Genomic DNA, 21,658 nt, shown 5'->3' on the forward strand with positions numbered 1-21,658 from the left:
CCGCTATAGCAACGCGCCGCCACCAACGATTACCGCCATTCCGATCAGCATTGTTATCACAAGGTTGCCGGTCAGGATGGCGGTACTCAGCGCCACAGCAGCCGCAGCCCAGTAGAGCAATGACGCATCGGCAAGCGATGCGGCGACCAGTCCGACGATCAGACACCCCGGTAGGTCATGCAAAAGCGGCTTCAGGCGCGGATTGGCAGCCAGAGCCCGCCCGCCAAACAGACCAGCCAGACGCACCCCATAAGAGGCTGCGGCTAACAGGGCGATGAGAGTCCATTGTGATGAGGTCATGGCTGGGCCTTTCGGGTAATGGCCGCGCTGCGGGCTGCGGCAACCCCGGCTATTGCGCCGAAAAGGATCGCATAGGCAGCTCCGATGGACATCTGAACCAGCGCAAGTGTTGTGATGAATGTCACGGCCCAAGGCAGCACAGCCTCCCGGCCGCTCCACATGGCGCGCGCCATGGCGATGAACGCGGCAGTGAAGGCAAAGCCGAGCCCGTATCCTTCGAGGTTGGGAATCGTACTGCCAGTCACGGCGCCCAACATGGTTGAAAGGGTCCAAACCGATATCATCATCATGCCTGATCCCAACAGGAACGCCGCCCCGATGGCCGGATCCTCGGCGCGGCGGGCCATTGTCAGTGCCCAATTCTCGTCTCCGGTGACATGGATCGCAATCAACCGGATCCGAAGCGGTACGTCGTGTAGCACATCCGTCAGCGAGGCGATGATACCCAGATAGCGCAGGTTCAATGCAGCACCTGCCAGCACGGCCCCCAACACGAAACCATGCGAGCCGAATTGTTCGACCGCGACAATCTGCGATGATCCGGCATGCACACTCGCGCTCATCAAAGCGACACCCCACCAAGGAAAGCCAAGCTGCGCTGCAAGCACGCCGAAGGCAAAGCCATAGAGTGCGGCACCGGCAGCTAAGGGAAGGATGGAGAGTAAACCCTGTTTCATAGCGACACTGTATGCGAGCAGGCTGATTGCATTTCGGCAATGATTGAGGAATTGTGAGATGATAGGATCAAAAAATACGAGATAGTGATGCAGAATATCGAAATCGACACGGTAGACATGCGTATTCTGGCGCAGCTACAACGCGATACACGTATCTCCATCGCGAGCCTGGCCGAACTGGCCGGGGCTTCAACGGCGTCAATCCAACGCCGGTTGAAACGACTGCGCAACAGTGGTGTGATCAAGGCGGAGGTAGCGCAACTCGACGCTCAGGCTTTGGGTTTTGGGATCACTGCCGTGGTTTCGGTCGAGTTGGAGCGAGATCGGCTGGACCAGATTGATGCATTCAAACGCAAGGCACGCGCGGAACCTCATGTGCAGCACTTTTACTGCGTCGCGGGGGAATGTGACTTTTTTATCATCGTTGTGGCGCGTGACATGGCCGATTACGAGGCTTTCACGCACCGTTTCTTCTTTGCTGATCGAAATGTACGAAAGTTTCGTACGTCGATAGCGGTTGCTTGTGAAAAGGCGACGTTGGCCCTGCCGATATAATCGTTAAACGCTCCTGCGCTTTGCGCGGTTTGATGATGCGATCTGCTGGCAACTTGAGCGCATTTCCTGCACAACATCAGGACAAGGGAGAATTTTATGGCAGATGCTCAAACCCCATTGCTTGCCGTGCTGATCGACGCGGACAACACGTCGCCGAAATGGACGCAGGCAATCTTTGATGAAATTGCCGGGATGGGCGAGGCATCCGTGCGGCGCTGCTATGGGGATTTTTCGTCACAGCAGATGAGCGGTTGGAACAAGGTGCAAGCCGAATTCGGTCTTGTGCCACATCATCAGCCCGCCAACACCGTGGGCAAGAATGCCAGCGATATCGCGCTGGTGATTGATGCGATGGATTTGATGCATTCGGGGCGGTTCAATGGCTTCGTTTTGGTGTCGTCCGACAGCGATTTCACCCGGTTGGCCAGCCGTATCCGGGAACAGGGATTAGATGTATTTGGTATCGGTGCGCAGAAAACTCCCGAGGCATTCCGCAAAGCGTGCAAGCGTTTCATCTATCTGGAGAACCTGCAGGGCAGTGGTGTATCGAACACGCCCGTCAGTGCCAGCGGCAAGAACCTGATTGAAGCGCGCGATATGCTGTTCAAGGCGATGGACAGCATCGATCAGGACAGCGAATGGTACGCGCTGGGGCGTCTCGGACAACAGATGACGACTGCGAACCCCGATTTTGATACGCGTAGCTATGGACACAAGAAACTGAGTGACCTCATCAGTGCAATCAAGGTGCTGGAGACGCGGCGCGAAGGCAATCAGTTGATGGTTCGTCGCGTCGACTGAAATCGTCGGTCTGGTGGATGGTTGCGATTGGGTATTTCACCCAAGAAGAAAGTCGTTTGAACGTAGGAATGAGTGGGCACCCTACCGCTGAGCTAAACCTCGGGCCCAATAATCAACAAGCAGGGTGCGCCGTTTTCGTATTGAAAAATACGCAGTCAGCCGACCGGCGTCGGATCGCTACGTTTGGATCAGTTCATCAACCCGGCGTGGCGTAACCCGTCATCAACCATCGCCTTGGTCTCATCCAGAAGCGAGGTCAGTGGCGAGCGGACTTCTTCACCGCACAGACCGAGGCGGGACATGCCGTATTTCACGCCAACCAGCCCCGGTTCGGTAAAAATCGCTTGGTGCAGCGGCATCAGGCGGTCCTGAATCTCCAGCGCCTTGCCATAATCTCCTGCCAGCGTTGCCTCTTGCAGTTGGGCGCAGAGCTTGGGTGCGACGTTTGCTGTGACAGAAATGCAACCGGTACCGCCCTGAGCGTTGAACCCATGGGCGGTGGCGTCTTCTCCCGACACCTGAATGAAATCGGTACCGCAGGTTATGCGCTGTTGGCAAACGCGAGCCAGATCACCGGTGGCGTCCTTGACACCGATGATGCGCGGCAGTTTTGCCAGTTCACCCATAGTGGCCGGGGACATGTCCACGACGGATCGACCGGGAATGTTATAGATGATGATCGGTAGGTCGCAGCAATCGTGCAATGCACGGAAATGTGCGATGAGGCCTCGTTGCGTCGGTTTGTTGTAATAGGGTGTGACCACGAGTGCGGCATCGGCGCCAACCTTGTGAGCATGCTGCATGAAGCGCATGGATTCGACAGTGTTGTTGCTACCTGCGCCCGCGACGACAGGAACGCGGCCATTGGCAGCGCGCACGACTTCCTCGACGACGGCTTCGTGCTCTTCATGCGTAAGTGTCGGGCTTTCGCCGGTTGTCCCGACAGGAACAAGACCGTTGCTGCCTTCGCCGATATGCCATTCCACCAGCTTCTTGAGCGTGTCGAAATCCACTGCGCCGTTCTTGAACGGCGTGACCAGGGCAGGCAAAGAACCTTTAATCATGTCGCGCTCCTTTCGGATCAGATGGGCGGTTGCGTCGCCCGTGGGATTAGAATGGCATAACCCGGCGATATGCTGCCCGGATCCGGGATTGCTCATGGACGACGGCACGGCACGCGCATAGGTTGGCGCTGTCTATCCTTTGCAATGGCAGGAAATGCAAGAGATGTTGCGCGCATTTACGGCGATTCTGGTGCTGATTTACCTCTCTGGCCCGAGTGTATCACAGCCTGTTGAGACGCGCCCCCCCAGCGCGCTGGCCAGCGCGCTTGATGCCGCGGGCGGAGGGCGGTGGACGCGTGCCTCGGAACTGGCCGCGCGAGAGGGCGCTGCCGCAGAGGCGATCATTGAATGGACGCGCCTGAGGGCTGGGCGTGGAACGACGGCAGAGGTCCTGAGCTTTCTCGCGGCGAATCCGGACTGGCCCGGCCTCGACTATCTGCGCAAGCGAAGCGAGCCCGTATTTGAGGACGCAAGCAACGCAGATGTCATCACGTTCTACTCTGGGACGCAGCCGCAGACTGCCACAGGTGTGCTGCGCTACGCCAAGGCCCTGATCGCCCGCGGCGAAACCGGAGAAGCAGAGGCGACGGTGGTTCTGGCGTGGCGCACGATGGATCTCAGCACCGCTGAGCATGTTGCATTTCTCAACGCGCACGGGCCGCTGCTGGAGCCGCATCATCTGGCACGTCTGGAGATGACACTGTGGCGCGGTTTGAAAGATAGTGCGCAAATGCTGCCGCTTGTGTCCGAGGTCGATCGAGAAGTTGCCGAGGTGCGGCGCAAGATCGCGCGTGATGAAAGTGGGCTCGATGCGGCATTGGCCAAACTGCCCGCAGACCGTCGCGACGACGCCGGGATCGCCTATGAAAGGTTCAATCGCTACCTCAAACGCAACGAAAGTGAAAAGGCCATTGCGTTGCTGCAATCCCAGAGTCGCATTGCAGGCGGGTTGGGCGAGGCAGAACGGTGGTCCGGTTGGCGGCGCAGCTTGGCGCGGCGGATGATGCGCGACGAGCAATATGCGCTGGCCTATGATCTGGCGGCGCATCATCAGCTTAGCGAGGGTGCGGCCTATGCCGATCTGGAATGGTTGGCCGGTTATCTGGCGCTACGGTTTCTGGATGAGCCGGAACTAGCGCGCGATCATTTCCAGCGGTTACGTGCAGGAGTGGAGACACCAATCTCGCTGGGTCGGGCGGGGTATTGGATCGGGCGCGCCCAAGAGGCGCTGGGCGATACCGAGGCCGCGCAAATAGCCTATGCAGAGGGTGCAGAGCACCAGACCAGCTTTTACGGGCTGCTCGCTGCGGAAAAGGCTGGGCTGCCGTTTGATGTGGGCCTCGGCGCGGCGGATGTCCCGCCATGGCGGGACGCCGCTTTCGTGAGGGGGGGTGGCACAAGCGGGTGCTGCGGCATTGGCTGCAGGGCAACGGAGCCTGGCTGAACGGTTTACGCTCGCGCTGGCCGATACTGTGGATGAGACCGGGCTGCGGCAAATGGCGCAAATGCTGAACGATCTGGATCAACCGCATTTGCAGGTGATGCTGGGCAAGCACGCTGCCCGGCGACAGATCATCCTGCCAGAAGCATACTATGCGCTGCATCCGATGATCGAGATGGACCTGCCGGTGCCGATGGAAATGGCGCTGGCGATAGCCCGCCGAGAAAGCGAATTTGATCCGACGGTGGCCAGCGGCGTAGGGGCGCAGGGGCTGATGCAGTTGATGCCGGGGACCGCCAGCGATGTGGCGCGAGACCTGAAACTGGCGCACCAAGCATCCCGTGTGCTGCGCGATTGGGAGTATAACGCACGATTGGGATCCACCTATTTGGCGCAGCTATCGGATGAATTCGGTGCAAATGTCGTGATGATGTCGGCGGGGTACAATGCCGGGCCGCGTCGACCGGCGCAGTGGATTGAACGTTTTGGCGACCCGCGCGCGGACGGTATGGATGTGATCGACTGGATCGAGCATATCCCGTTCCGTGAAACGCGCAATTACGTCCAGCGTGTGGCAGAAAGTCTGCCGATTTACCGTGCGCGGCTGGGGCGCGATCCATTGCCCATTCCATTCAGCGCCGAGTTGATCGGTGCGACGCTGCCGTCGTCACTCAAAACGGATTGACGCGATTGCGAACGTGGTCGTCCGGGCGTGGATCAGAGTCACCATTGCATTCGGTAAATAAAGGATTCTGCGGCCTTAGCGCATTGTTTTCGATCGCCCCGAAACCTTCAAACCCGCACCTATGAAGTCACGCGTTCGCGCCAGAGAGTGAACAGCCCGGCGGCCACAACGATCGTCACGCCGATCGCGACGTTGGTGCGGATCGCCTCGCCAAAGACAGAGACGCCGATAATACTGACAAAAACGAGTTGCAGATAGGCAAACGGTTGCACTGCGCTCGCTTCGGCGACTTCATAGCATTTGATCAGCGTGTAATGTCCGCTGGCACCCGTGATGCACAAAATAGCCATCCAACCCCAATCGGCTGTTGTCATGGGTTCCCAGAACCACATGCCAAAGATAGTCATGCCGATTGATCCTACGACCCCGGTCCAGAAAAAGCTGGTCGCGGCGCTGTCTTGTCGCGCGACGTATCGGGTGAGCAATCCGTAAAGCGCGAACATCAGCGCCGCGATCAACGGAACAATCGCCTCGGGCTGAAAGACGCCAATGCCTGGTTGTAGAATGATGAGGACCCCTATGAAGCCGATGCCAATCGCGGTCCAGCGCCGCCAACCCACCCGTTCGCCCAGCACCGGACCGGACAGGGCTGCGATCAGCAAGGGGTAACAGGCAAAGACCGCGTGGCTCTCAATCAGTCCGAGCAAAGTGAAAGCCAGTACCATCACGCAAATTTCGGTAACCAGCAGCAACGCGCGGAACGCCTGCAACAGAGGTTGGCGCGTGCGGGCGGCTGCACGCATTCCGCCCGCCTTGCGCCCCGCGATGGTGATCACAAAGGCCGCGAAAAACCAGTAGCGAACCATGATCACCATATAGACGTTGTATTCGCCTGCCAGATGTCTCGACAGTCCGTCCTGCACCGCAAAGATGAAGGTGGTCAGCAACATCATCCATATGCCGAGCTTCGTATTCTGTTCGGTCATTTTTTGCGTTCCGCAACTGTCATGTGTCGCTTGCGCCCGTATCCCGGCTGGCGTGATACGTCAAACCCTGCATCGGCTAATCCACGCCGGACAAAACCAGCGGCGGTATAGGTGGCAACAGTGCCAGAGGGGGCTGTGTGGTTGAAAACCGCCTGCATCAGGTCTGGCTGCCACAATTCAGGGTTCTTGGCTGGCGAGAACCCGTCGAGAAACCACGCGTCTGCAGTACCTTCCCATTGGGGTAATGTCTGGCGTGCATCACCGATTATCACCTCCAGTATGGCACCATCGCCTAGATCAATCCGGGGGGCATTGGCGGTCCATCCGGCGAGCAATGGCGCTGCGAGTGCCGCCAAAAGCGGATATCCCGCGAGCGCACGCCGCATGTCGTCCGCATGCATGGGAAAGGCCTCGAATGAGGTCAGGTGCAGATGCCCTGGCGCGCCAATGGCGCGCCAGGCAGCAAGCGTCGTAAGCATGTTTAGCCCGGTGCCAAAACCCAATTCTGCGATGCGAAATCCATCGCGGAATCGTGCGGGCAGCCCATTACCCTGTAAAAAGACATGCTCCGTTTCCGCCAGCCCGTTATCAAGGCTGAAATAAGGGTCGTCGAACCGGGTGGAGATCGGAACATCACCTGTTCGCCAGTCCAGTTCGGCCTGCTGGCCCTGCATGTTTTCTTCCTTTATCACCTGCGCCAAAGAGTTCCGGCGAACGGGGCGACCATGCAAGGGAGGGCGCGCTTTGACAATGGTCGATGTGACAGTAATGGGAGCTGGAATTTTCGGGCTGTCGGTTGCGTATTCTTGTGCGCGGCGTGGCGTGCGGGTGCAGGTGATTGATCCGGGCGGACCGGGGGCAGGGGCCTCTGGCGGGATCGTGGGGGCGTTGGCGCCGCATGTACCCGAGCACTGGAATGACAAGAAGGCGTTTCAGTTGGATAGCCTGCTGCTGGCGGACCGCTGGTGGAGCGACATCGCCCAAGCGTCGGGACGCGATCCCGGCTATGCCCGGTCGGGGCGGTTACAGCCGGTGGCGGATGATGCCGCGCGTGTGCTGGCCGAGGCGCGCGGCATCGGCGCGCGTGATCTCTGGCGTGGACAGGCCGATTGGCAGGTTGTCGCATCTGATGGCACTGAATGGACGCCCCTGACCCCGTCAGGTTTGCTAATCCGCGACACTCTGAGTGCGCGCGTTCACCCGCGCCGAGCGTGTGATGCGTTGGCGGCTGCAATCGTTGCGCATGGTGGCCGTGTTGGATGCGCCGGCGAGCCACTTGGCGCCGTCGTGTGGGCTACGGGTGTCGCAGGGCTGGAGGAATTGACCACCGCACATTCCCGGCAGGTTGGAAACGGGATAAAAGGGCAGGCGGCATTGCTGGAATACGATGCGTCTGATCTGCCGCAAATCTTCGTCGATGGTGTTCACATTGTCCCACATAACGATGGAACCGTCGCCATTGGGTCGACTTCAGAGCGTGACTTTGACGATCCGGCCAGCACCGATGCGCAACTCGACGTCGTCATCAGCCGCGCGCGCAATGCCGTGCCTGCGTTGCGGGATGCGCCGGTGATCGCGCGGTGGGCGGGAATACGTCCGCGCAGCCGAAGCCGCGCGCCGATGTTGGGCGTGCATCCATTGCGCGCGGATCAATTCATCGCCAATGGCGGATTCAAGATCGGTTTTGGGATGGCACCGAAGGTTGGTGAAATCATGGCAGATATGGTGTTGGACGGTGTGGACCGCATACCGGGTGGCTTTCGCCCAGAAGCGTCTTACTGACGGCTCTTTCGCCCACTCGGACAATCGGGCAGAAAGGGCGCATGACACCTTTCGATCTTGTTCTTACACCCACCGGATTGCGCTATATGGGGCAACGGTTCCCCTGCACGATAGGGCGCGGTGGATTGAGTGCGCAGAAACGCGAAGGTGACGGTGCCACACCTATCGGCACACACCGGATTGTCGGGTTGTTGTACCGCCCCGATCGTCTGGCACGCCCTGCGCGTTGGGCGATCCCGATTCGGCCCGGTGATCTTTGGTCGGATGCGAGCGGTGCAGTCGATTACAATCGATTGGTACGGGAGCCCTATGCAGACAGCCATGAGACGTTGCGCCGGGCCGATCCACTCTATGATTTGATCGTGGTAACAGATTGGAATTGGCCGGATGCGCAGGCTGGTCGCGGGTCATGTATATTTATGCACCAATGGCGCAGGCCGGGTTTTCCGACCGAGGGTTGCATTGCATTGCGGCGTGACCATCTGCACCGGATCGTAACAGAGATTGTTCCCGGTACCCGCCTGATCGTGCGCGACTGACTGCCAAAAGGAATGGTCGGTGTGGCTGAAGTTTTCATTTTTCTGGTGATATTAGAAAAAACCATAATCCGACTGGTCGAACCGTAGCGCCGGCATCATGATTAGGTGTTCCCCCTATGGTGCACAACAAAAAATGCGACCGCAGTAAGTTGATTTTTGAATACTTATTGAAAGTCGAACTTATAGCTGCATTTTAAAACTTCGGATAGCGTCAGTGGGAAGTTCCGTGGGGTGGATGGAATATCATCCAATGGAAAAGGCGCATTCAAAGCATCAAAATCATATGATTGATCGTAACCTGATTACTACGAATGGTTGATGTGATTTGCTTTGCACAACTTCTTACGACGAGTTAAATTAAACAATGCCTAGAACAAGAACGAATTAAGGATTGAAAATTCATGTCGCAAATTGACTTGAAGAAAATGAGTATGTCGGAACTCCGCGCGCTGGAGAAAAAAGTCGCGCGAGCAATTGTTTCGCGACAGAAGCAAGAGCGCAAAGATGCGTTGGCTGTGGTTGAAGCGAAAGCAAAACAATTAGGATATTCGCTCAACGAGCTTTTGGACAATGCAAAATCCGGCACAAAAGAAGCCGCCGCGAAATCTGCAAAGCGGGGTAAACCCGTTGCGCCCAAATACCGCAATCCAGAGGATCCCAGCCAGACCTGGACCGGTCGCGGTCGCCAGCCGAACTGGATCAAAGAGGCGGTTGCTTCGGGTACACCGATCGAGACCTTCGCAATAGGATCGTGAATTATCCGGGCTGGGGTATTACCTCAGCCCGTTTGACGTGTGCCGAAAATCGCGCTGCCAACGCGCACATGTGTGGCACCCAGCGCGATGGCGCTCTCGAAATCGCTGCTCATGCCCATCGATAATCCGGTCAGATCGTTGCGCTTGGCGATCTTGGCAAGTAACGCGAAATGCAGGCTGGGTTCTTCCTCCACGGGAGGAATGCACATCAGTCCTTTGAGTGGTAAATCCAGATCGCGGCATTCGGCGATAAAGCCATCTGCATCAGCAGGTAGAACGCCTGCCTTTTGATCCTCTTCACCGGTGTTGACCTGAATGAAGAGATCCGGACAATGCCCTTCCTCCTGCGCGACACGAGCAATGGTACGGGCGAGCTTTGGACGGTCCACGGAATGGATGGATTGAAACAGATCAAGTGCCTGACGCACCTTGTTACTCTGGAGTGGACCGATCAGATGCAAGTCCACCCCGTCGAACGTTTTGCGGAATTCGGGCCACTTGCCGGCGGCCTCCTGCACACGGTTCTCGCCGAAACACCTATGTCCTTCGGATAGCACGGCTTCTACCCGTGCGTCTGGTTGCACTTTGGATACTGCGATCAGCGTCACGGAATCGGCGGATCGGCCTGAGTCGATCGCGGCGGCGCGGACTCGGGTGGTGATATCGCTTAAGCTCATGAATCTGTCTCTCCGGTTTAACGCTGCGGCTATGGGGCAGGAGTAGATCAGGCACGGGACCGGATGCAAACTGTGAATTGGCATCCCGGCGCTGGTAAAGCTAAACCGCTTGCTCCGATGGCGCAGCTTGGATAGTAGAGAGGGGCAATTAATGTCGGGCGGTGGTATGATCTTTTCTTCTGCAAAGCGTGTATTCGGGATGCTGGCCTGTCTGGTCATCGTGGCCGCCTGCGGTAACGAGCCACCGAAGTTCGATCCCGATGCGGTCAAGGTCGAAGGCGGCAAAGAGGCGACCACAGGCGGCGTGACCAACGGCACCAGCATTTTTGATGCGTTCCGTGGCGATAAAACCGGTGTCAAGGTGAACCGCTTCTTGTGGACCGCATCGCTGGATGTGCTCGATTTTCTGCCGATCCAGTCTGCTGATCCCTTTACTGGCGTGATTTCTACCGGGTATGGCGTTCCACCGGGTGGCGGACGTGCCTACCGGGCGACGATCCTGATCAGTGATCCGGCGCTTGATGCGCGGTCGCTCAATGTGGCACTACAGTCCAAGGGTGGACCCGTTGCGGCAGGCACCCAGCGTGCGGTCGAGGACGCCATCCTGTCACGTGCGCGTCAGCTCCGAATCCAAGCGGGTAAGTTCTAATCCTCGAACCGCCTGTGCGCCTCTGGGGCATACAGTCGATTGAGGAAGAGGCTGACAGAGCGATAATCGAATCCTAAGCTGTGATGGTACCTTTGGGGTGTAATCTATGGATTACCCTGCTTTGAAGGATGGCTATTGAAAAGGGACGCATCGTGACTGCTGATATTCTGATTCGACCATTGAGCGAGGATGATCACGCCGACTGGCACCGACTTTGGACGGCCTATCTGGAATTTTACGAGACAAAGCTGCCTGAAGATGTATTCCAAACGGCGTTCTCGCGTTTGCTAAGCGGTCAGCCGGGAGAATATCAGGGGCTCATTGCCGAATTGGATGGCCGCCCTGTGGGCCTTGCCCATTTTCTTTTCCACCGCATTTTGTGGTCGGTCGAGGACACTTGTTACCTGATGGACCTTTATGCGGACCCTGCGATACGCGGCAAGGGCGTCGGGCGCGCATTGATCGAGGCGGTACATGCCACGGCCCGGTCGGCGGGCATACCGGGCATCTATTGGCAGACGCAGGAATTCAATTACAAAGGGCGTATGCTCTACGACAAGGTTGCAGAAAAAACGCCGTTTATTGTCTATGAGAAGAACAGCTAGTTCACTTTGTTGATTTTCCGTCAGACAACCAGCGGCAGATCCATCAGTTCTGTCACCCATTTAATCTGACGCGGCAGACAGATCGTTTTAAGATCATATTGCGATTGCATGAGGGCGCGGGCATTGCGCCCCAGATCGGCGCGCGCCTCGGCATCCTCCAGCAGTTCGCAGACCTCATCGACCAGCGTTTCACCGTCAAAGAAATCGACCATGCGGCCGGTTTCATCATCGGTGATCACCTCGCGCACCGGGGCAGTGTCGCTGGCGACGATCGCAGCCTCGCAGGCCATCGCCTCCATAAGGCTCCAGCTGAGGACGAAGGGATAGGTCAGGTACACATGAACCCGGCTGAGTTGTAGAATGCGGGTGAAATCGGCGTGCGGAATGCGGCCCAGAAAATGCACGCGCTTCCAGTTCTCTGCGCTGATCTGGCTTGCGACCTCTTCGCGAAATATCTGTTTCCAAGTTTTGCCACCGGGCGGTTGGGCACCGTAGCTGACTTCGTCGCCGCCGATGATGATGACCCTAGCGTTCGGGCGCTCCTTTAGCAGCCTTGGCAGCGCCCGCATAAAAACGTGATAGCCGCGGTAGGGTTCCAGATTGCGATTGACGAATGTGATGATCTCGTCGTCGCGCGTATATTCGGTGTGCCCTTTCAGCTTTAACCGCACGTTGGGTGCGGGTCTGGACATCGCGGTGTCGATCCCGTCGTGGCAGATCGTGATCCTGTCGCGAAATTCCGCCGGGAAAGTGTCGGCCTGAAATCGCGTCGGACTGATCCCGGCCTCAGCCATTGGGAAATGCAAATGGTTGTTCAGGTTCTTCAATCGAATGCGCAGCGGCTGCGATTCAGGATCGTTCGAGGGAAACTCCGGGTCAAAATCCAGATGTGGATAACCCGGCTCGTGATAAAGTTCGCAATAAAGACCCAATCGCGCGCGAGGCCACAGATCACGCAGGAACATCGATTCGCCCCAGCCAGGATGTGCGAGAATGATATCGGGCTTGTAACCCTGATCGCGCAGCGCACGGGCGGCGCGATAGCACGCCTCGCCGCGCGTTACCTTGGTATCAAGGTCCAGCAGCCAGGGATGCAGTTTTTGGCCATCGCGCTTGGGCAACGTATATGGACGAACATCTACACCTTTCCAGTTTGTCGTGTCCTTTACGCGTAAGGTCAGCGCGATGCAGTCATGCCCGGCTTCTGCCAGTGCCGGAGCCAGATGTTTGTATTGACCGGGAAAATTCTGGTGAATGAATAGGATCTTCATATGCTTGCGCTGCCTGCTGCCCTTTTTGTTCCGTTATAGGCGGGGTGGGGCGGGCTGCATAGGGCGGCGTGCCCGTAATGTGAGCCAATCAGACCCAAACAGCGATGCTAATCTCCACCTGCCTCTGGACCCCGCGCCGCGCCCGGCCTATCACCGCTAACGACGCATTTTGACCAAAGAAGGGGCGCCGCCCATGTCGCGCTATTCCGCCGCCGAGATCGAAGCCAGATGGCAGGACGCCTGGGAACAGGCATCTGTGTTCCGGGCTGCCCGCTCGGATGACAAGCCGAAATACTATGTGCTGGAAATGTTCCCGTATCCGTCGGGTCGTATCCATATGGGGCATGTCCGCAACTACACGATGGGTGACGTGATCGCGCGGCATAAGCTGGCGACCGGTCATAACGTGCTGCACCCGATGGGCTGGGACGCGTTCGGCATGCCAGCAGAGAACGCGGCCATGGCGATTGGCGGTCATCCAAAGGACTGGACCTATCAGAATATCGCCGACATGCGCGATCAAATGAAACCTCTTGGCCTGAGCATTGACTGGAGCCGCGAATTCGCCACCTGCGATCCAGAATACTATGGTCAACAACAGGCGCTGTTCCTCGATATGTTGGAGGCCGGGCTGGTTTATCGCAAGAATGCGGTGGTCAACTGGGATCCGGTGGACATGACGGTGCTGGCCAATGAGCAGGTCATCGACGGCAAGGGGTGGCGTTCTGGCGCGGATGTTGAGCGGCGCGAGCTGACGCAGTGGTTCTTCAAGATTTCCGACATGGCCGAAGAATTGCTGGATGCACTTGATACCCTCGACGACTGGCCTGCCAAGGTGCGGCTGATGCAGGAAAACTGGATCGGCAAATCGCGCGGTTTGCAGTTCTCTTTTTCACTGATCGACGGACCTGAAGGGTTCGACCGGGTCGAGGTCTATACCACGCGCCCTGACACGTTGCTGGGCGCGAGTTTTATCGGTGTGTCGCCCGATCACCCGCTGGCCAAGCATTTGGAGAAAAGCGATGAGGCGCTGGCGGCGTTCAGTGCAGAATGTCGCAAAGGTGGCACCACCGCCGAGGCATTGGAGACCGCGGAGAAGCGCGGCTATGACACTGGGCTCCGGGTGCGTCATCCATTCGATACATCGTGGGAATTGCCGGTTTATGTCGCCAATTTCATTCTGATGGATTACGGCACCGGCGCGATTTTCGGCTGCCCTGCGCATGACCAGCGGGATTTTGATTTCGCCCGCAAATACGACCTGCCGATCATCCCGACCTATCTGCCATCCGAGGATGCGTCGCCTGACCTGAACGAAGCGTATGTGCCGCCCAAAAACGAAACCGTTTTCTATAACAGCGGCTTTGCGGGCGAGGCCCATCAGACAGGCAACAAAGCTATCGACGCGGCCATCGACTTTTGCGAAGGGCAAGGCGTCGGGCAAGGCGTCACGAAATTCCGTCTGCGCGACTGGGGGCTTAGTCGGCAGCGGTATTGGGGATGCCCGATCCCGGTGGTTCATTGCGAGGCGTGCGGCGTCGTGCCCGAGGCCAAGGAAAACCTGCCCGTCCGCCTGCCCGATGACGTCAGTTTCGATGTTCCCGGCAACCCGCTGGATCGTCATCCGACGTGGCGGCAGACCAGTTGCCCGGCATGCGGCAGGGACGCGCTGCGCGAGACCGACACGATGGACACGTTCGTGGACAGCTCTTGGTATTTTGCGCGCTTCACCGCGCCGCGTGCGGATACACCGACCGATCTGGCCGAAGCGGCGTACTGGATGAACGTCGATCAGTATATCGGCGGCATCGAGCATGCGATTCTGCACCTGCTCTACAGCCGGTTTTTTGCCCGCGCGATGCACATTACCGGACACCTGCCGAAATCGGCGATCGAGCCGTTCAATGCGTTGTTTACGCAAGGGATGGTCACACACGAGATTTACCAGACGCGCGATGACAATGCCCGGCCCGTATATCACCTGCCAGAGGACGTAACCGACGGTAAGCTGGCTAATGGCACACCGGTCGAAATCATCCCCTCGGCCAAGATGTCCAAGTCCAAGAAGAACGTCGTCGATCCTGTCAGTATCATATCCGCCTACGGCGCTGACACGGCGCGCTGGTTCGTTCTGAGTGACAGCCCACCGGAACGTGACGTGGAATGGACGGCTGCCGGGGCCGAGGCGGCGCACAAGCACCTCAGCCGGGTGTGGCGTATCGTGAATGAAATCGCGGCAGTTACATCTGGCGATGGCTCGCCAGAGGCGGACGAGGCGCTCTTGCGTGAAATGCACAAGGCGATCCATGATGTAACGGGCGGGGTCGAAAGCTTTGGCTTCAATGCGGCCATTGCGCGGCTCTATGCCTTTACCAACACGTTGTCGAAATCCACTGCCGGGGCGGACGCCAAACGCCGCGCTGCTTCTGCTCTGGCACAGCTGATGTCGCCCATGACGCCGCATCTGGCCGAGGAGCTGTGGCAGATGCTGGGAGGCGAGGGCCTGATCGTGACGGCACCTTGGCCGGTGGCCGATGCGAGCATGCTGGTGGATGACACCATCACATTGCCGGTACAGGTCAACGGCAAACGCCGGGGCGAGATCAATGTCGCGCAGGATGCGCCCAAGGAAGAGGTTGAAAAAATCGCGCTGGCACTGGATGCTGTGCAAAGAGCGATGGACGGCGCGCAGCCCAAGAAGGTGATTGTTGTCCCGGGGCGGATCGTGAATGTGGTTGTTTAGGGCGTTTCCGCTCGCGACAACTAGTTGATGGTCGTCCAAATGCCGCGCATGAATGCAACTGGTGATACGTTTTTGACATGATCGACACACGCCATTCCCGACGTCTCTTCTGCCTCGGTAGCCTTGCGGTACTCTGTGCCTGTGGGTTTACGCCTGTTTACGGACCCGGCGGAGGGGGGGCCGCGCTGCAAGACGCGGTGTTGACTGATGCGCCTAAAACACGGGATGCGTTTTTGCTGGTCCGAGAGATCGAGGAACGGCTGGGCCGTGGCAGCCCCGCCACTTATGGCCTGTCTTATGCGATCAAGGTCGACGAAGAAGCGATTGCCATCGACCAGAATGACGTGACGCAGCGCTATAATCTTCTGGGTGAAGTCACTTATGCCCTACGACATTTGCAGACAGGTGCCGTTGTGACGTCTGGCAAGGTCAACAACTTTACCGGATATTCCGCCTCGGGCTCTACCGTTGCGACGCAGGCGGCAGAGCGTGACGCGCGCGAGCGACTGATGTCGATCCTGGCAGATATGATGATCACGCGGTTGGTCGTCGCTGCTCCGACCTCGGCCACATGAAGCTCGGCCCGCGCGACGCGCCGGGCTATTTTGCGCGGCCCGAAGCGACCCGTACCGGGTTGTTGATTTTTGGCAATGACGCGATGCGTGTCGCATTGCGGCGGCAAGAGGTGATCGCGGCCCTGATCGGCCCGCAAGGCGAAGAAGAAATGCGTCTGACGCGCATGCCTGCCGCTGACCTGCGCAAAGATCCCGCTCGGCTGATGGATGCGATCAAGGCGCAAGGGTTCTTTCCGGGCCCGCGCGTTGCATTTGTCGAGGACGCGACTGAGACGCTGGCCCCCCCGATCCTTGCGGCCTTGCAGGACTGGCAGCCGGGGGATGCTCAGGTTATCGTGACGGCGGGTGCGTTGAAACCTACGTCGAAATTACGCAAGGCGTTCGAGGCGCATGGAAATGCTTATGCAGCAGCAATCTATGATGATCCCCCCTCCCGAGGAGAGATCGAACCGATGCTGGGCAAGGCTGGCCTAACGGAAGTTTCACCCGAAGCGATGACCGACCTTGTGGCGCTGTCGCGCGCGCTGGATCCCGGCGATTTCCGGCAGACATTGGAGAAGTTGTCGCTGTACATGCTGGGCAGCGATGCAGCGCTCAGTACTGACGATGTTGCGACCTGTGCGCCTGCCTCAACCGAGGCTGATCTTGATGATGTCCTAAACATCGTGGCCGAATCCCGATCGGGTGAGATCGGCCCGATTATGAAGCGTTTACGGGCGCAGGGTGTGCAGCCTGTCGGCCTGTGCATTGCGGCGATGCGTCACTTTCGTACGCTTTATACTGCGGCATCTGATCCGGGGGGGCCTTCGCAGGGGATCGCGCGAATGCGCCCTCCTGTGTTTGGTCCGCGCCGGGATCGGATGACTCGTCAAGCACAACAATGGGGGGCGGATCGACTGGAGGCGGCACTGGTGCTGTTGACCGATACCGACCTGCACCTTCGCTCGGCCGGGCAAACCGCACCACAGATGGCACTGGTGGAAAGGACGTTGATCCGACTTGCAATGATGGGAGCCACACGATGATCCGTTTTCTGTCCGCTCTGGCAACGCTGTTTTTGCTCTGCGTACCAAGCAATGCAGAAGATCTGGGCAATGATCCGCGCGAGCTGCAACGCACCTATGAGGCCGCGCTTGTCTACGTTCCGGATGAAGTGCATGGCGCACGACGTATCGGAATCGGTTCATTGGGTGATTATCTGGCCGCTCGGGATGGCCAGAAACTGGTGCTCTATATGCACGGGTGCACTGGCATCATCTCGATCGCGCATGACGCGGGAAGGATGTACGCGAATGCGGGATACATCTTTGTGGCACCGGACAGTTTTGCGCGTGAGGACAAGCCGGTGAGTTGTCGCGCCGATCCACCAGAAGGCGGATTGCACCGGGCCGTGTTGGGATGGCGGCAGGCCGAGCTGGATCATGCCCGTGCGCAGTTATCCGCATTGCCCGGAATGGACGGTGCGCAGATAGTTCTCGCTGGCCATAGCGAGGGGGCCGTTACCACCGCGACATATGACGGTCATGGCTTTGCGGCGCGGGTGATCGAAGGATGGACCTGCAATGCTGGCTGGCCGGAATACATCGGTCTGAACGCGCCCAGCACAACGCCCGTGCTGTCACTGGTGGGCAAGCGTGACCCATGGTTCCGCCTGCCCGTGTTGCGCGGCGATTGCGGAGAGTTCATGGATGGCAATGATCAGTCGTTGGTCTTTGGCCGCGATGACCCGCTCTATAAACAGCACTGGCTCTCAAAAGAGCCGCGCGTACAAAAGATCATCCTCGATTTCCTCGCCGCCAATCTTTGAACGCATTCACTCCTCAGCAGGTGGAGCAAACATCGCGAATACCTCGGCCCCCGTCATTGTCTTGGTTTCTTGGGCAAAACGGTAGCCATCAGGCTTTTCGTCGATAAATATTTCTTCGGTCAGGTCGATCCCATCTGAATCATCCAACGTCCCCAGAGCTACGTGATAGGTGCCCTGATGCGGCCCGGGGGCGGTCACGCGATAATAGAGCGAGCTCCCGCATTTGCTGCAAAATGCCCGTTCAGCCCATTCGGATGATGTGAACGTGGTGACTGCCTCTGCGCCGGTGATTGTCAGCCCATCGGGGGGTGTCTGAAGGCCGAGGTATACGCCGCCTGACCACTTGCGACACATGCTGCAATGGCATGCGCCGGTATGGGCGGGGCGGGCATTCATTACATAGCTCACGGTACCGCAGAGGCAGGATCCTGTTCTGGACATGGGATGGCTCCATTTTCGAGTTGTTAAACTGGTGAGAGAAATAACATGAATGAGGTGACAGTTTTTGTCAGCATTCAGTCCCATTGCATTCCGCGTGAGACTGCGCCACTCCTTCGGCGTACTTATCTTCAGGAGAACCCAGATGTACGAAGTGATCGGAACCCGCGCCAGCCGTGCTCTGCGTGTCCTTTGGATGCTCGAAGAGATGAACGTCCCATATACTCACACAGCTTGTGCTGCTCGCAGTGACGCGGCGTTTGCGGCGAACCCGTCGGGAAAAATTCCAGCGATGCGGGTAGATGCTGAGCTGATCACCGATTCGGTCGCGATTATGACTTTCCTCGGGGACAAGCATTCGATGTTCACCCATCCGGCGGGCACCGTGCAACGTGCGCGGCAGGACGCGCTGACGCTTCAGATTCTCGATGACATCGACGGGGTACTCTGGGCGACGGCGCGGCATACGTTCATTTTGCCCGAAGAGCACCGGATACCGGCCATCAAGATACCGATGAAATGGGAGTATGCCCGTAATCTCGCACGTCTTTCCGTTGCGATGCAGGGGCCGTTTCTGATGGGGGACGATATGACTATCCCCGACATGCTGCTGGCACATTGTATGCGGTGGGCAGAGGTCGCCAAGTTTCCTGATCCGGATGAAAAACTCGCTGATTTCAAAGCTCGGATGGAGGCCCGCGAGGCGTTTCAGCGCGCGGTGGCAATGCCGTGATCTGCTGTCCACCGGGCGGCGTGGCGTCCCGCCCATAGCCCTGTCGCCAGACAGGCCGTGATCAGGTAACCTCCAGTCGGTGCCTCCCAATCCAACATTTCGCCCGCCGCGAACGTACCGGGCCGGTCGCGTAGCATGAGCCCGTCATCGAGCGTATCCCAGCGCAGCCCGCCGGCGGTCGAGATCGCCTGATCCATCGGCATTGGCCCTGCATGGCGGATTGGCAGAGCTTTGATCAATGGTGCAATGTCATCGGGCAGGGGGCGGGCGAACTCCATCAATAGCGCCTGTTTCTCTGGCGTCAGTTTCAGCGATTTACGTAAATGGTTTCCAAGGCTGATCTTGCCACGTGGACGGGTCAACCGTTCACGAACACTGTCCACAGTAACATCGGGCATCAAGTCAATGGACAGCGCGGCGCCGTCGCGTATCGCTCGTGACACTTCGTAAACGCCGCCGCCCTCAATGCCGTGTTTCGTCAGGACAAATTCACCACGAGACACCGTGTCTCCGGCGTACAATGCTATCCCCTTGATCGCACGTCCCATATACGGGCGCATATGGTCTGACCAAGCGATCTGAAATCCCATGTTCGCTGGCTGAAACGGGCTGGTTTGCCCCGGCAGATGTGCCGCCCATGCGCCATTCGACCCAAGGCGCGCCCAACTGGCACCGCCGCAGGCCAACACGGTTACGACAGGGTTAAGCTGTACGAGGCCATTAGGGGTTTCTATCCGCACTTCCGGGCCGTCCCATCCATCCCAGCGCCAACGTCGATGCAATGTGACGCCCAGACCGTCGAGTCGCGCCAACCATGACCGCAGCAAAGGGGAGGCCTTCATCTTTTTGGGAAAGACCCGGCCGGTGGATCCGGTAAAGAGTTCCTGATTTAGCCCTTCGGCCCAACCCTGCGTTTCCGCCGGACCGAAGGCGCGCAACATCGGTTCCAGTGGGCCGGTATCCGCGCCAAAGGCCGCTAGGAATGTTTCTATTGGATCGGCTTTTGTCAGGTTCAGCCCGGACTTGCCCGCCATCAGGAATTTACGTGCTGGTGACGGTTTCGCCTCTGCAACCGTAACGCGCAGTCCAGCGCGGGCCATTGTTTCGGCTGCCATCAGGCCAGCTGGCCCGGCCCCGATAACGAGCGCGTCCATTATCCAGCTCCGGTGGGGGTAGGTGGCAGACCTTTGTGATGCACGACACGTTGCGGGAAAGGAATCTCGATACCCTCAGCCTTGAGCGCGTTCCAGATCAGAAAGAGCACGTCGGAGGTATACTTGTTCTTGCCGTCATCCAAGCCGTTCACCCAAAACTCAACCGCGAATTCTACGCCGCTGTCGCCAAAGGCGCGCAGTTCGCAATCCGGCGGAAACGGTTCATCCAACACCTCGGGATGGGTGGATACGGCTTTTTCCACGATCTCGGGGATGATGTTGATGTCGACGTCATAGCTGACCGAAAAGGGTGCTTCGAACCGATTCGCACTGCCCTGATCGGAATAGTTGACGACACGGGTTGTGATGAAATCCTCGTTCGGGACCACGATCCAACGACCATCGAATGTCTCCAGAATCATCGCGCGGGCCGTGGTCTTGACGATGGTACCTGCCTCGCCGCCGTCCAGCTCGACATAGTCCCCGACGGTCGCCTGACCTTCGAGCAAGAGGATCACGCCAGAGATGAAGTTCGCCGCGATTTTCTGTAGGCCGAACCCAAGGCCGACGCCAATGGCACCACCCAGCACAGCAAGGCTGGTGAGGCTGATGCCCATAATGTTCATCAAAACCAGAAACGCGACGCCAAAAATCGCGATCTCGGCAGCCTTGGCAGCCAATTGACGTGTGGCCGGGCGCATCTCTTCTTGGCCCTGAATGAATTCGCTGGACTGATCATTCGACCAGCGCCCGAACCAAAAGACGACACCGCCGACGATGACACCCTGAATGAGCCACATCAGGTCGAATGACATGTTGCCCAATGGCACGACCGTCGCGCGCAGCTGTGCCGTTAAATCGTCCAAAAGGCCGACAGCATAGAGCGCTGCAACGGGAATGAGGATGAATTTACCCAAGAGGCGTAGAAACGGGTCGCGCAGAATATCGCGGACCAGAATGCGTATCGCGAGGAAGAGGAAAACGCGTTTGCCGAACGCGATCACCGCACCCGAACCAAAGAGTGAACGGGTGATGCTCTCGCCGATACCGGTAAAGGCATAAGCCAGCAGCGGCAGCACAAGCGGCACGAAGATCAGTATAAAACGCCGCGCACGGGCGAGGATGTTCTGCTGCGCATCGGCTGGAGTCAGCAGTCGCCGGATCAGCGGTTTCAATTTGCGGCTAACCAACATCGCGGCGAGATAGGCGGCAATGAGCAGCGCGAATTGTGACCATGCGGCAGGACTTAGCAGCCACCCTTCGGCCAATTCCCAACCTTGCGTAGCATAGGCGATTGCCCGATCCACGATCTCTGGCCGTTCGTCCATCACTTGCCTCTTGCCTGTGCGATCTGTGTGCTCATTCTCTTGCCCGTTACCACCTCGGGGATCAAGAATTAGACGCAGCGCAGCCCGACTTCG

Annotated in this window: 24 protein-coding genes; 14 read left to right on the forward strand and 10 right to left on the reverse strand. The window is 58.3% G+C overall.

What is annotated here, in order from left to right:
- Nucleotides 1-3: 3 nt before the first annotated feature.
- Together N7U68_RS16425 and N7U68_RS16430 are read right to left on the reverse strand one after the other, a co-directional pair.
- Nucleotides 4-300, reverse strand: coding sequence for an AzlD domain-containing protein (locus tag N7U68_RS16425; protein ID WP_165193819.1), 297 nt, complete (start codon nucleotides 298-300; stop codon nucleotides 4-6).
- Nucleotides 297-977: an AzlC family ABC transporter permease gene (locus N7U68_RS16430; protein WP_263047502.1), complete on the reverse strand. Its 681-nt coding sequence runs from the start codon at nucleotides 975-977 to the stop codon at nucleotides 297-299. Before N7U68_RS16430 ends, N7U68_RS16425 begins: the two co-directional genes overlap by 4 nt.
- A gap of 87 nt (nucleotides 978-1,064) precedes the next feature.
- Here N7U68_RS16430 and N7U68_RS16435 point away from each other — a divergent pair, with 87 nt between their 5' ends.
- Nucleotides 1,065-1,532 (forward strand): Lrp/AsnC family transcriptional regulator, encoded by a 468-nt coding sequence (locus tag N7U68_RS16435; RefSeq protein WP_263047503.1) that lies wholly within the window; start codon nucleotides 1,065-1,067, stop codon nucleotides 1,530-1,532.
- Between the two features lie 96 nt (nucleotides 1,533-1,628).
- The gene (locus N7U68_RS16440) at nucleotides 1,629-2,333 is read left to right on the forward strand and encodes an NYN domain-containing protein (RefSeq protein WP_165193813.1); all 705 of its coding nucleotides are present in this window, start codon (nucleotides 1,629-1,631) and stop codon (nucleotides 2,331-2,333) included.
- A 188-nt stretch (nucleotides 2,334-2,521) separates the two neighbouring features.
- On the opposite strand, the gene dapA is transcribed toward N7U68_RS16440, so the two are convergent.
- On the reverse strand, nucleotides 2,522-3,397 hold the full coding sequence (dapA, locus tag N7U68_RS16445) for a 4-hydroxy-tetrahydrodipicolinate synthase (RefSeq protein WP_263047504.1): 876 nt from the start codon (nucleotides 3,395-3,397) through the stop codon (nucleotides 2,522-2,524).
- A 163-nt stretch (nucleotides 3,398-3,560) separates the two neighbouring features.
- Here dapA and N7U68_RS16450 point away from each other — a divergent pair, with 163 nt between their 5' ends.
- Both N7U68_RS16450 and N7U68_RS21010 read left to right on the forward strand, forming a co-directional pair.
- The gene (locus N7U68_RS16450; protein WP_308446149.1) at nucleotides 3,561-4,841 is read left to right on the forward strand and encodes a hypothetical protein; all 1,281 of its coding nucleotides are present in this window, start codon (nucleotides 3,561-3,563) and stop codon (nucleotides 4,839-4,841) included.
- On the forward strand, nucleotides 4,789-5,523 hold the full coding sequence (locus N7U68_RS21010; RefSeq protein WP_308446150.1) for a lytic transglycosylase domain-containing protein: 735 nt from the start codon (nucleotides 4,789-4,791) through the stop codon (nucleotides 5,521-5,523). The genes N7U68_RS16450 and N7U68_RS21010 overlap by 53 nt, the downstream gene beginning before the upstream one ends.
- 119 nt (nucleotides 5,524-5,642) lie before the next feature.
- On the opposite strand, the gene N7U68_RS16455 is transcribed toward N7U68_RS21010, so the two are convergent.
- Together N7U68_RS16455 and mnmC2 are read right to left on the reverse strand one after the other, a co-directional pair.
- Nucleotides 5,643-6,509, reverse strand: a complete 867-nt coding sequence (locus tag N7U68_RS16455; RefSeq protein WP_263047505.1) for a DMT family transporter — start codon at nucleotides 6,507-6,509, stop codon at nucleotides 5,643-5,645.
- Nucleotides 6,506-7,183 carry a tRNA (5-methylaminomethyl-2-thiouridine)(34)-methyltransferase MnmC2 gene (gene mnmC2 / locus N7U68_RS16460; RefSeq protein WP_263047506.1) on the reverse strand — a complete coding sequence of 226 codons (678 nt, stop codon included), beginning with the start codon at nucleotides 7,181-7,183 and terminating at the stop codon, nucleotides 6,506-6,508. Before mnmC2 ends, N7U68_RS16455 begins: the two co-directional genes overlap by 4 nt.
- Before the next feature lie 76 nt (nucleotides 7,184-7,259).
- Between mnmC2 and N7U68_RS16465 the strand changes: the two genes are divergently transcribed.
- From N7U68_RS16465 to N7U68_RS16475, 3 genes are all read left to right on the forward strand, one after another.
- Nucleotides 7,260-8,291 carry an NAD(P)/FAD-dependent oxidoreductase gene (locus N7U68_RS16465; protein WP_263049177.1) on the forward strand — a complete coding sequence of 344 codons (1,032 nt, stop codon included), beginning with the start codon at nucleotides 7,260-7,262 and terminating at the stop codon, nucleotides 8,289-8,291.
- A gap of 41 nt (nucleotides 8,292-8,332) precedes the next feature.
- Nucleotides 8,333-8,830: a L,D-transpeptidase family protein gene (locus N7U68_RS16470; protein WP_263047507.1), complete on the forward strand. Its 498-nt coding sequence runs from the start codon at nucleotides 8,333-8,335 to the stop codon at nucleotides 8,828-8,830.
- Nucleotides 8,831-9,231: 401 nt separating this feature from the next.
- Nucleotides 9,232-9,585 (forward strand): H-NS histone family protein, encoded by a 354-nt coding sequence (locus N7U68_RS16475; RefSeq protein ID WP_165193803.1) that lies wholly within the window; start codon nucleotides 9,232-9,234, stop codon nucleotides 9,583-9,585.
- Between the two features lie 23 nt (nucleotides 9,586-9,608).
- Here N7U68_RS16475 and N7U68_RS16480 read toward each other — a convergent pair whose 3' ends face one another.
- Nucleotides 9,609-10,262 (reverse strand): YggS family pyridoxal phosphate-dependent enzyme, encoded by a 654-nt coding sequence (locus N7U68_RS16480; protein ID WP_263047508.1) that lies wholly within the window; start codon nucleotides 10,260-10,262, stop codon nucleotides 9,609-9,611.
- A gap of 166 nt (nucleotides 10,263-10,428) precedes the next feature.
- Here N7U68_RS16480 and N7U68_RS16485 point away from each other — a divergent pair, with 166 nt between their 5' ends.
- Nucleotides 10,429-10,911 (forward strand): DUF3576 domain-containing protein, encoded by a 483-nt coding sequence (locus tag N7U68_RS16485; protein ID WP_165193799.1) that lies wholly within the window; start codon nucleotides 10,429-10,431, stop codon nucleotides 10,909-10,911.
- A gap of 152 nt (nucleotides 10,912-11,063) precedes the next feature.
- Nucleotides 11,064-11,516, forward strand: coding sequence for a GNAT family N-acetyltransferase (locus N7U68_RS16490; protein WP_308446151.1), 453 nt, complete (start codon nucleotides 11,064-11,066; stop codon nucleotides 11,514-11,516).
- Nucleotides 11,517-11,536: 20 nt separating this feature from the next.
- Here the strand turns inward: N7U68_RS16490 and N7U68_RS16495 are convergent, their stop codons facing one another.
- Complete coding sequence (locus N7U68_RS16495; RefSeq protein WP_263047509.1) at nucleotides 11,537-12,787, reverse strand: glycosyltransferase family 4 protein; 1,251 nt, start codon at nucleotides 12,785-12,787, stop codon at nucleotides 11,537-11,539.
- A 193-nt stretch (nucleotides 12,788-12,980) separates the two neighbouring features.
- Between N7U68_RS16495 and leuS the strand changes: the two genes are divergently transcribed.
- The 4 genes from leuS (at nucleotide 12,981) to N7U68_RS16515 (ending at nucleotide 17,912) form a co-directional block, all read left to right on the forward strand.
- Complete coding sequence (leuS, locus tag N7U68_RS16500) at nucleotides 12,981-15,530, forward strand: leucine--tRNA ligase (protein WP_263047510.1); 2,550 nt, start codon at nucleotides 12,981-12,983, stop codon at nucleotides 15,528-15,530.
- A gap of 77 nt (nucleotides 15,531-15,607) precedes the next feature.
- The gene (gene lptE / locus N7U68_RS16505; RefSeq protein WP_165193793.1) at nucleotides 15,608-16,105 is read left to right on the forward strand and encodes an LPS assembly lipoprotein LptE; all 498 of its coding nucleotides are present in this window, start codon (nucleotides 15,608-15,610) and stop codon (nucleotides 16,103-16,105) included.
- Entirely contained in the window at nucleotides 16,102-17,130 is a 1,029-nt protein-coding gene (gene holA / locus N7U68_RS16510; protein WP_263047511.1) for a DNA polymerase III subunit delta, read from the forward strand. The genes lptE and holA overlap by 4 nt, the downstream gene beginning before the upstream one ends.
- Complete coding sequence (locus N7U68_RS16515; protein ID WP_263047512.1) at nucleotides 17,127-17,912, forward strand: dienelactone hydrolase family protein; 786 nt, start codon at nucleotides 17,127-17,129, stop codon at nucleotides 17,910-17,912. Before holA ends, N7U68_RS16515 begins: the two co-directional genes overlap by 4 nt.
- Before the next feature lie 6 nt (nucleotides 17,913-17,918).
- Here N7U68_RS16515 and N7U68_RS16520 read toward each other — a convergent pair whose 3' ends face one another.
- Nucleotides 17,919-18,353 (reverse strand): GFA family protein, encoded by a 435-nt coding sequence (locus N7U68_RS16520; RefSeq protein ID WP_263047513.1) that lies wholly within the window; start codon nucleotides 18,351-18,353, stop codon nucleotides 17,919-17,921.
- Nucleotides 18,354-18,495: 142 nt separating this feature from the next.
- On the opposite strand from N7U68_RS16520, the gene N7U68_RS16525 reads away from it, so the two are divergent.
- Complete coding sequence (locus N7U68_RS16525; protein WP_165193787.1) at nucleotides 18,496-19,083, forward strand: glutathione S-transferase family protein; 588 nt, start codon at nucleotides 18,496-18,498, stop codon at nucleotides 19,081-19,083.
- On the opposite strand, the gene N7U68_RS16530 is transcribed toward N7U68_RS16525, so the two are convergent.
- Entirely contained in the window at nucleotides 19,059-20,237 is a 1,179-nt protein-coding gene (locus N7U68_RS16530) for an FAD-dependent monooxygenase (RefSeq protein ID WP_373322935.1), read from the reverse strand. The genes N7U68_RS16525 and N7U68_RS16530 overlap by 25 nt on opposite strands.
- Nucleotides 20,237-21,565: a mechanosensitive ion channel family protein gene (locus tag N7U68_RS16535; protein WP_263047514.1), complete on the reverse strand. Its 1,329-nt coding sequence runs from the start codon at nucleotides 21,563-21,565 to the stop codon at nucleotides 20,237-20,239. The genes N7U68_RS16530 and N7U68_RS16535 overlap by 1 nt, the downstream gene beginning before the upstream one ends.
- Between the last annotated feature and the right edge of the window lie 93 nt (nucleotides 21,566-21,658).

This window comes from Roseovarius pelagicus (genome assembly GCF_025639885.1).
Taxonomy (GTDB): Bacteria; Pseudomonadota; Alphaproteobacteria; order Rhodobacterales; family Rhodobacteraceae; genus Roseovarius; species Roseovarius pelagicus.

Bases quoted from the DNA above. Each gene is read 5' to 3' on its own strand.
- N7U68_RS16425 (WP_165193819.1), bottom strand. From the start codon at position 300: ATGACCTCATCACAATGGACTCTCATCGCCCTGTTAGCCGCAGCCTCT.
- N7U68_RS16450 (WP_308446149.1), top strand. From the start codon at position 3,561: ATGTTGCGCGCATTTACGGCGATTCTGGTGCTGATTTACCTCTCTGGC.
- N7U68_RS16525 (WP_165193787.1), top strand. From the start codon at position 18,496: ATGTACGAAGTGATCGGAACCCGCGCCAGCCGTGCTCTGCGTGTCCTT.
- N7U68_RS16435 (WP_263047503.1), top strand. From the start codon at position 1,065: ATGCAGAATATCGAAATCGACACGGTAGACATGCGTATTCTGGCGCAG.
- dapA (WP_263047504.1), bottom strand. From the start codon at position 3,397: ATGATTAAAGGTTCTTTGCCTGCCCTGGTCACGCCGTTCAAGAACGGC.
- N7U68_RS16515 (WP_263047512.1), top strand. From the start codon at position 17,127: ATGATCCGTTTTCTGTCCGCTCTGGCAACGCTGTTTTTGCTCTGCGTA.
- N7U68_RS16495 (WP_263047509.1), bottom strand. From the start codon at position 12,787: ATGAAGATCCTATTCATTCACCAGAATTTTCCCGGTCAATACAAACAT.
- N7U68_RS16455 (WP_263047505.1), bottom strand. From the start codon at position 6,509: ATGACCGAACAGAATACGAAGCTCGGCATATGGATGATGTTGCTGACC.
- N7U68_RS16520 (WP_263047513.1), bottom strand. From the start codon at position 18,353: ATGTCCAGAACAGGATCCTGCCTCTGCGGTACCGTGAGCTATGTAATG.
- N7U68_RS16480 (WP_263047508.1), bottom strand. From the start codon at position 10,262: ATGAGCTTAAGCGATATCACCACCCGAGTCCGCGCCGCCGCGATCGAC.
- N7U68_RS16470 (WP_263047507.1), top strand. From the start codon at position 8,333: ATGACACCTTTCGATCTTGTTCTTACACCCACCGGATTGCGCTATATG.
- N7U68_RS16530 (WP_373322935.1), bottom strand. From the start codon at position 20,237: ATGGACGCGCTCGTTATCGGGGCCGGGCCAGCTGGCCTGATGGCAGCC.
- lptE (WP_165193793.1), top strand. From the start codon at position 15,608: ATGATCGACACACGCCATTCCCGACGTCTCTTCTGCCTCGGTAGCCTT.
- N7U68_RS16475 (WP_165193803.1), top strand. From the start codon at position 9,232: ATGTCGCAAATTGACTTGAAGAAAATGAGTATGTCGGAACTCCGCGCG.
- N7U68_RS16485 (WP_165193799.1), top strand. From the start codon at position 10,429: ATGATCTTTTCTTCTGCAAAGCGTGTATTCGGGATGCTGGCCTGTCTG.
- leuS (WP_263047510.1), top strand. From the start codon at position 12,981: ATGTCGCGCTATTCCGCCGCCGAGATCGAAGCCAGATGGCAGGACGCC.
- N7U68_RS16535 (WP_263047514.1), bottom strand. From the start codon at position 21,565: ATGGACGAACGGCCAGAGATCGTGGATCGGGCAATCGCCTATGCTACG.
- N7U68_RS16430 (WP_263047502.1), bottom strand. From the start codon at position 977: ATGAAACAGGGTTTACTCTCCATCCTTCCCTTAGCTGCCGGTGCCGCA.
- holA (WP_263047511.1), top strand. From the start codon at position 16,102: ATGAAGCTCGGCCCGCGCGACGCGCCGGGCTATTTTGCGCGGCCCGAA.
- N7U68_RS16465 (WP_263049177.1), top strand. From the start codon at position 7,260: ATGGTCGATGTGACAGTAATGGGAGCTGGAATTTTCGGGCTGTCGGTT.
- mnmC2 (WP_263047506.1), bottom strand. From the start codon at position 7,183: ATGCAGGGCCAGCAGGCCGAACTGGACTGGCGAACAGGTGATGTTCCG.
- N7U68_RS16440 (WP_165193813.1), top strand. From the start codon at position 1,629: ATGGCAGATGCTCAAACCCCATTGCTTGCCGTGCTGATCGACGCGGAC.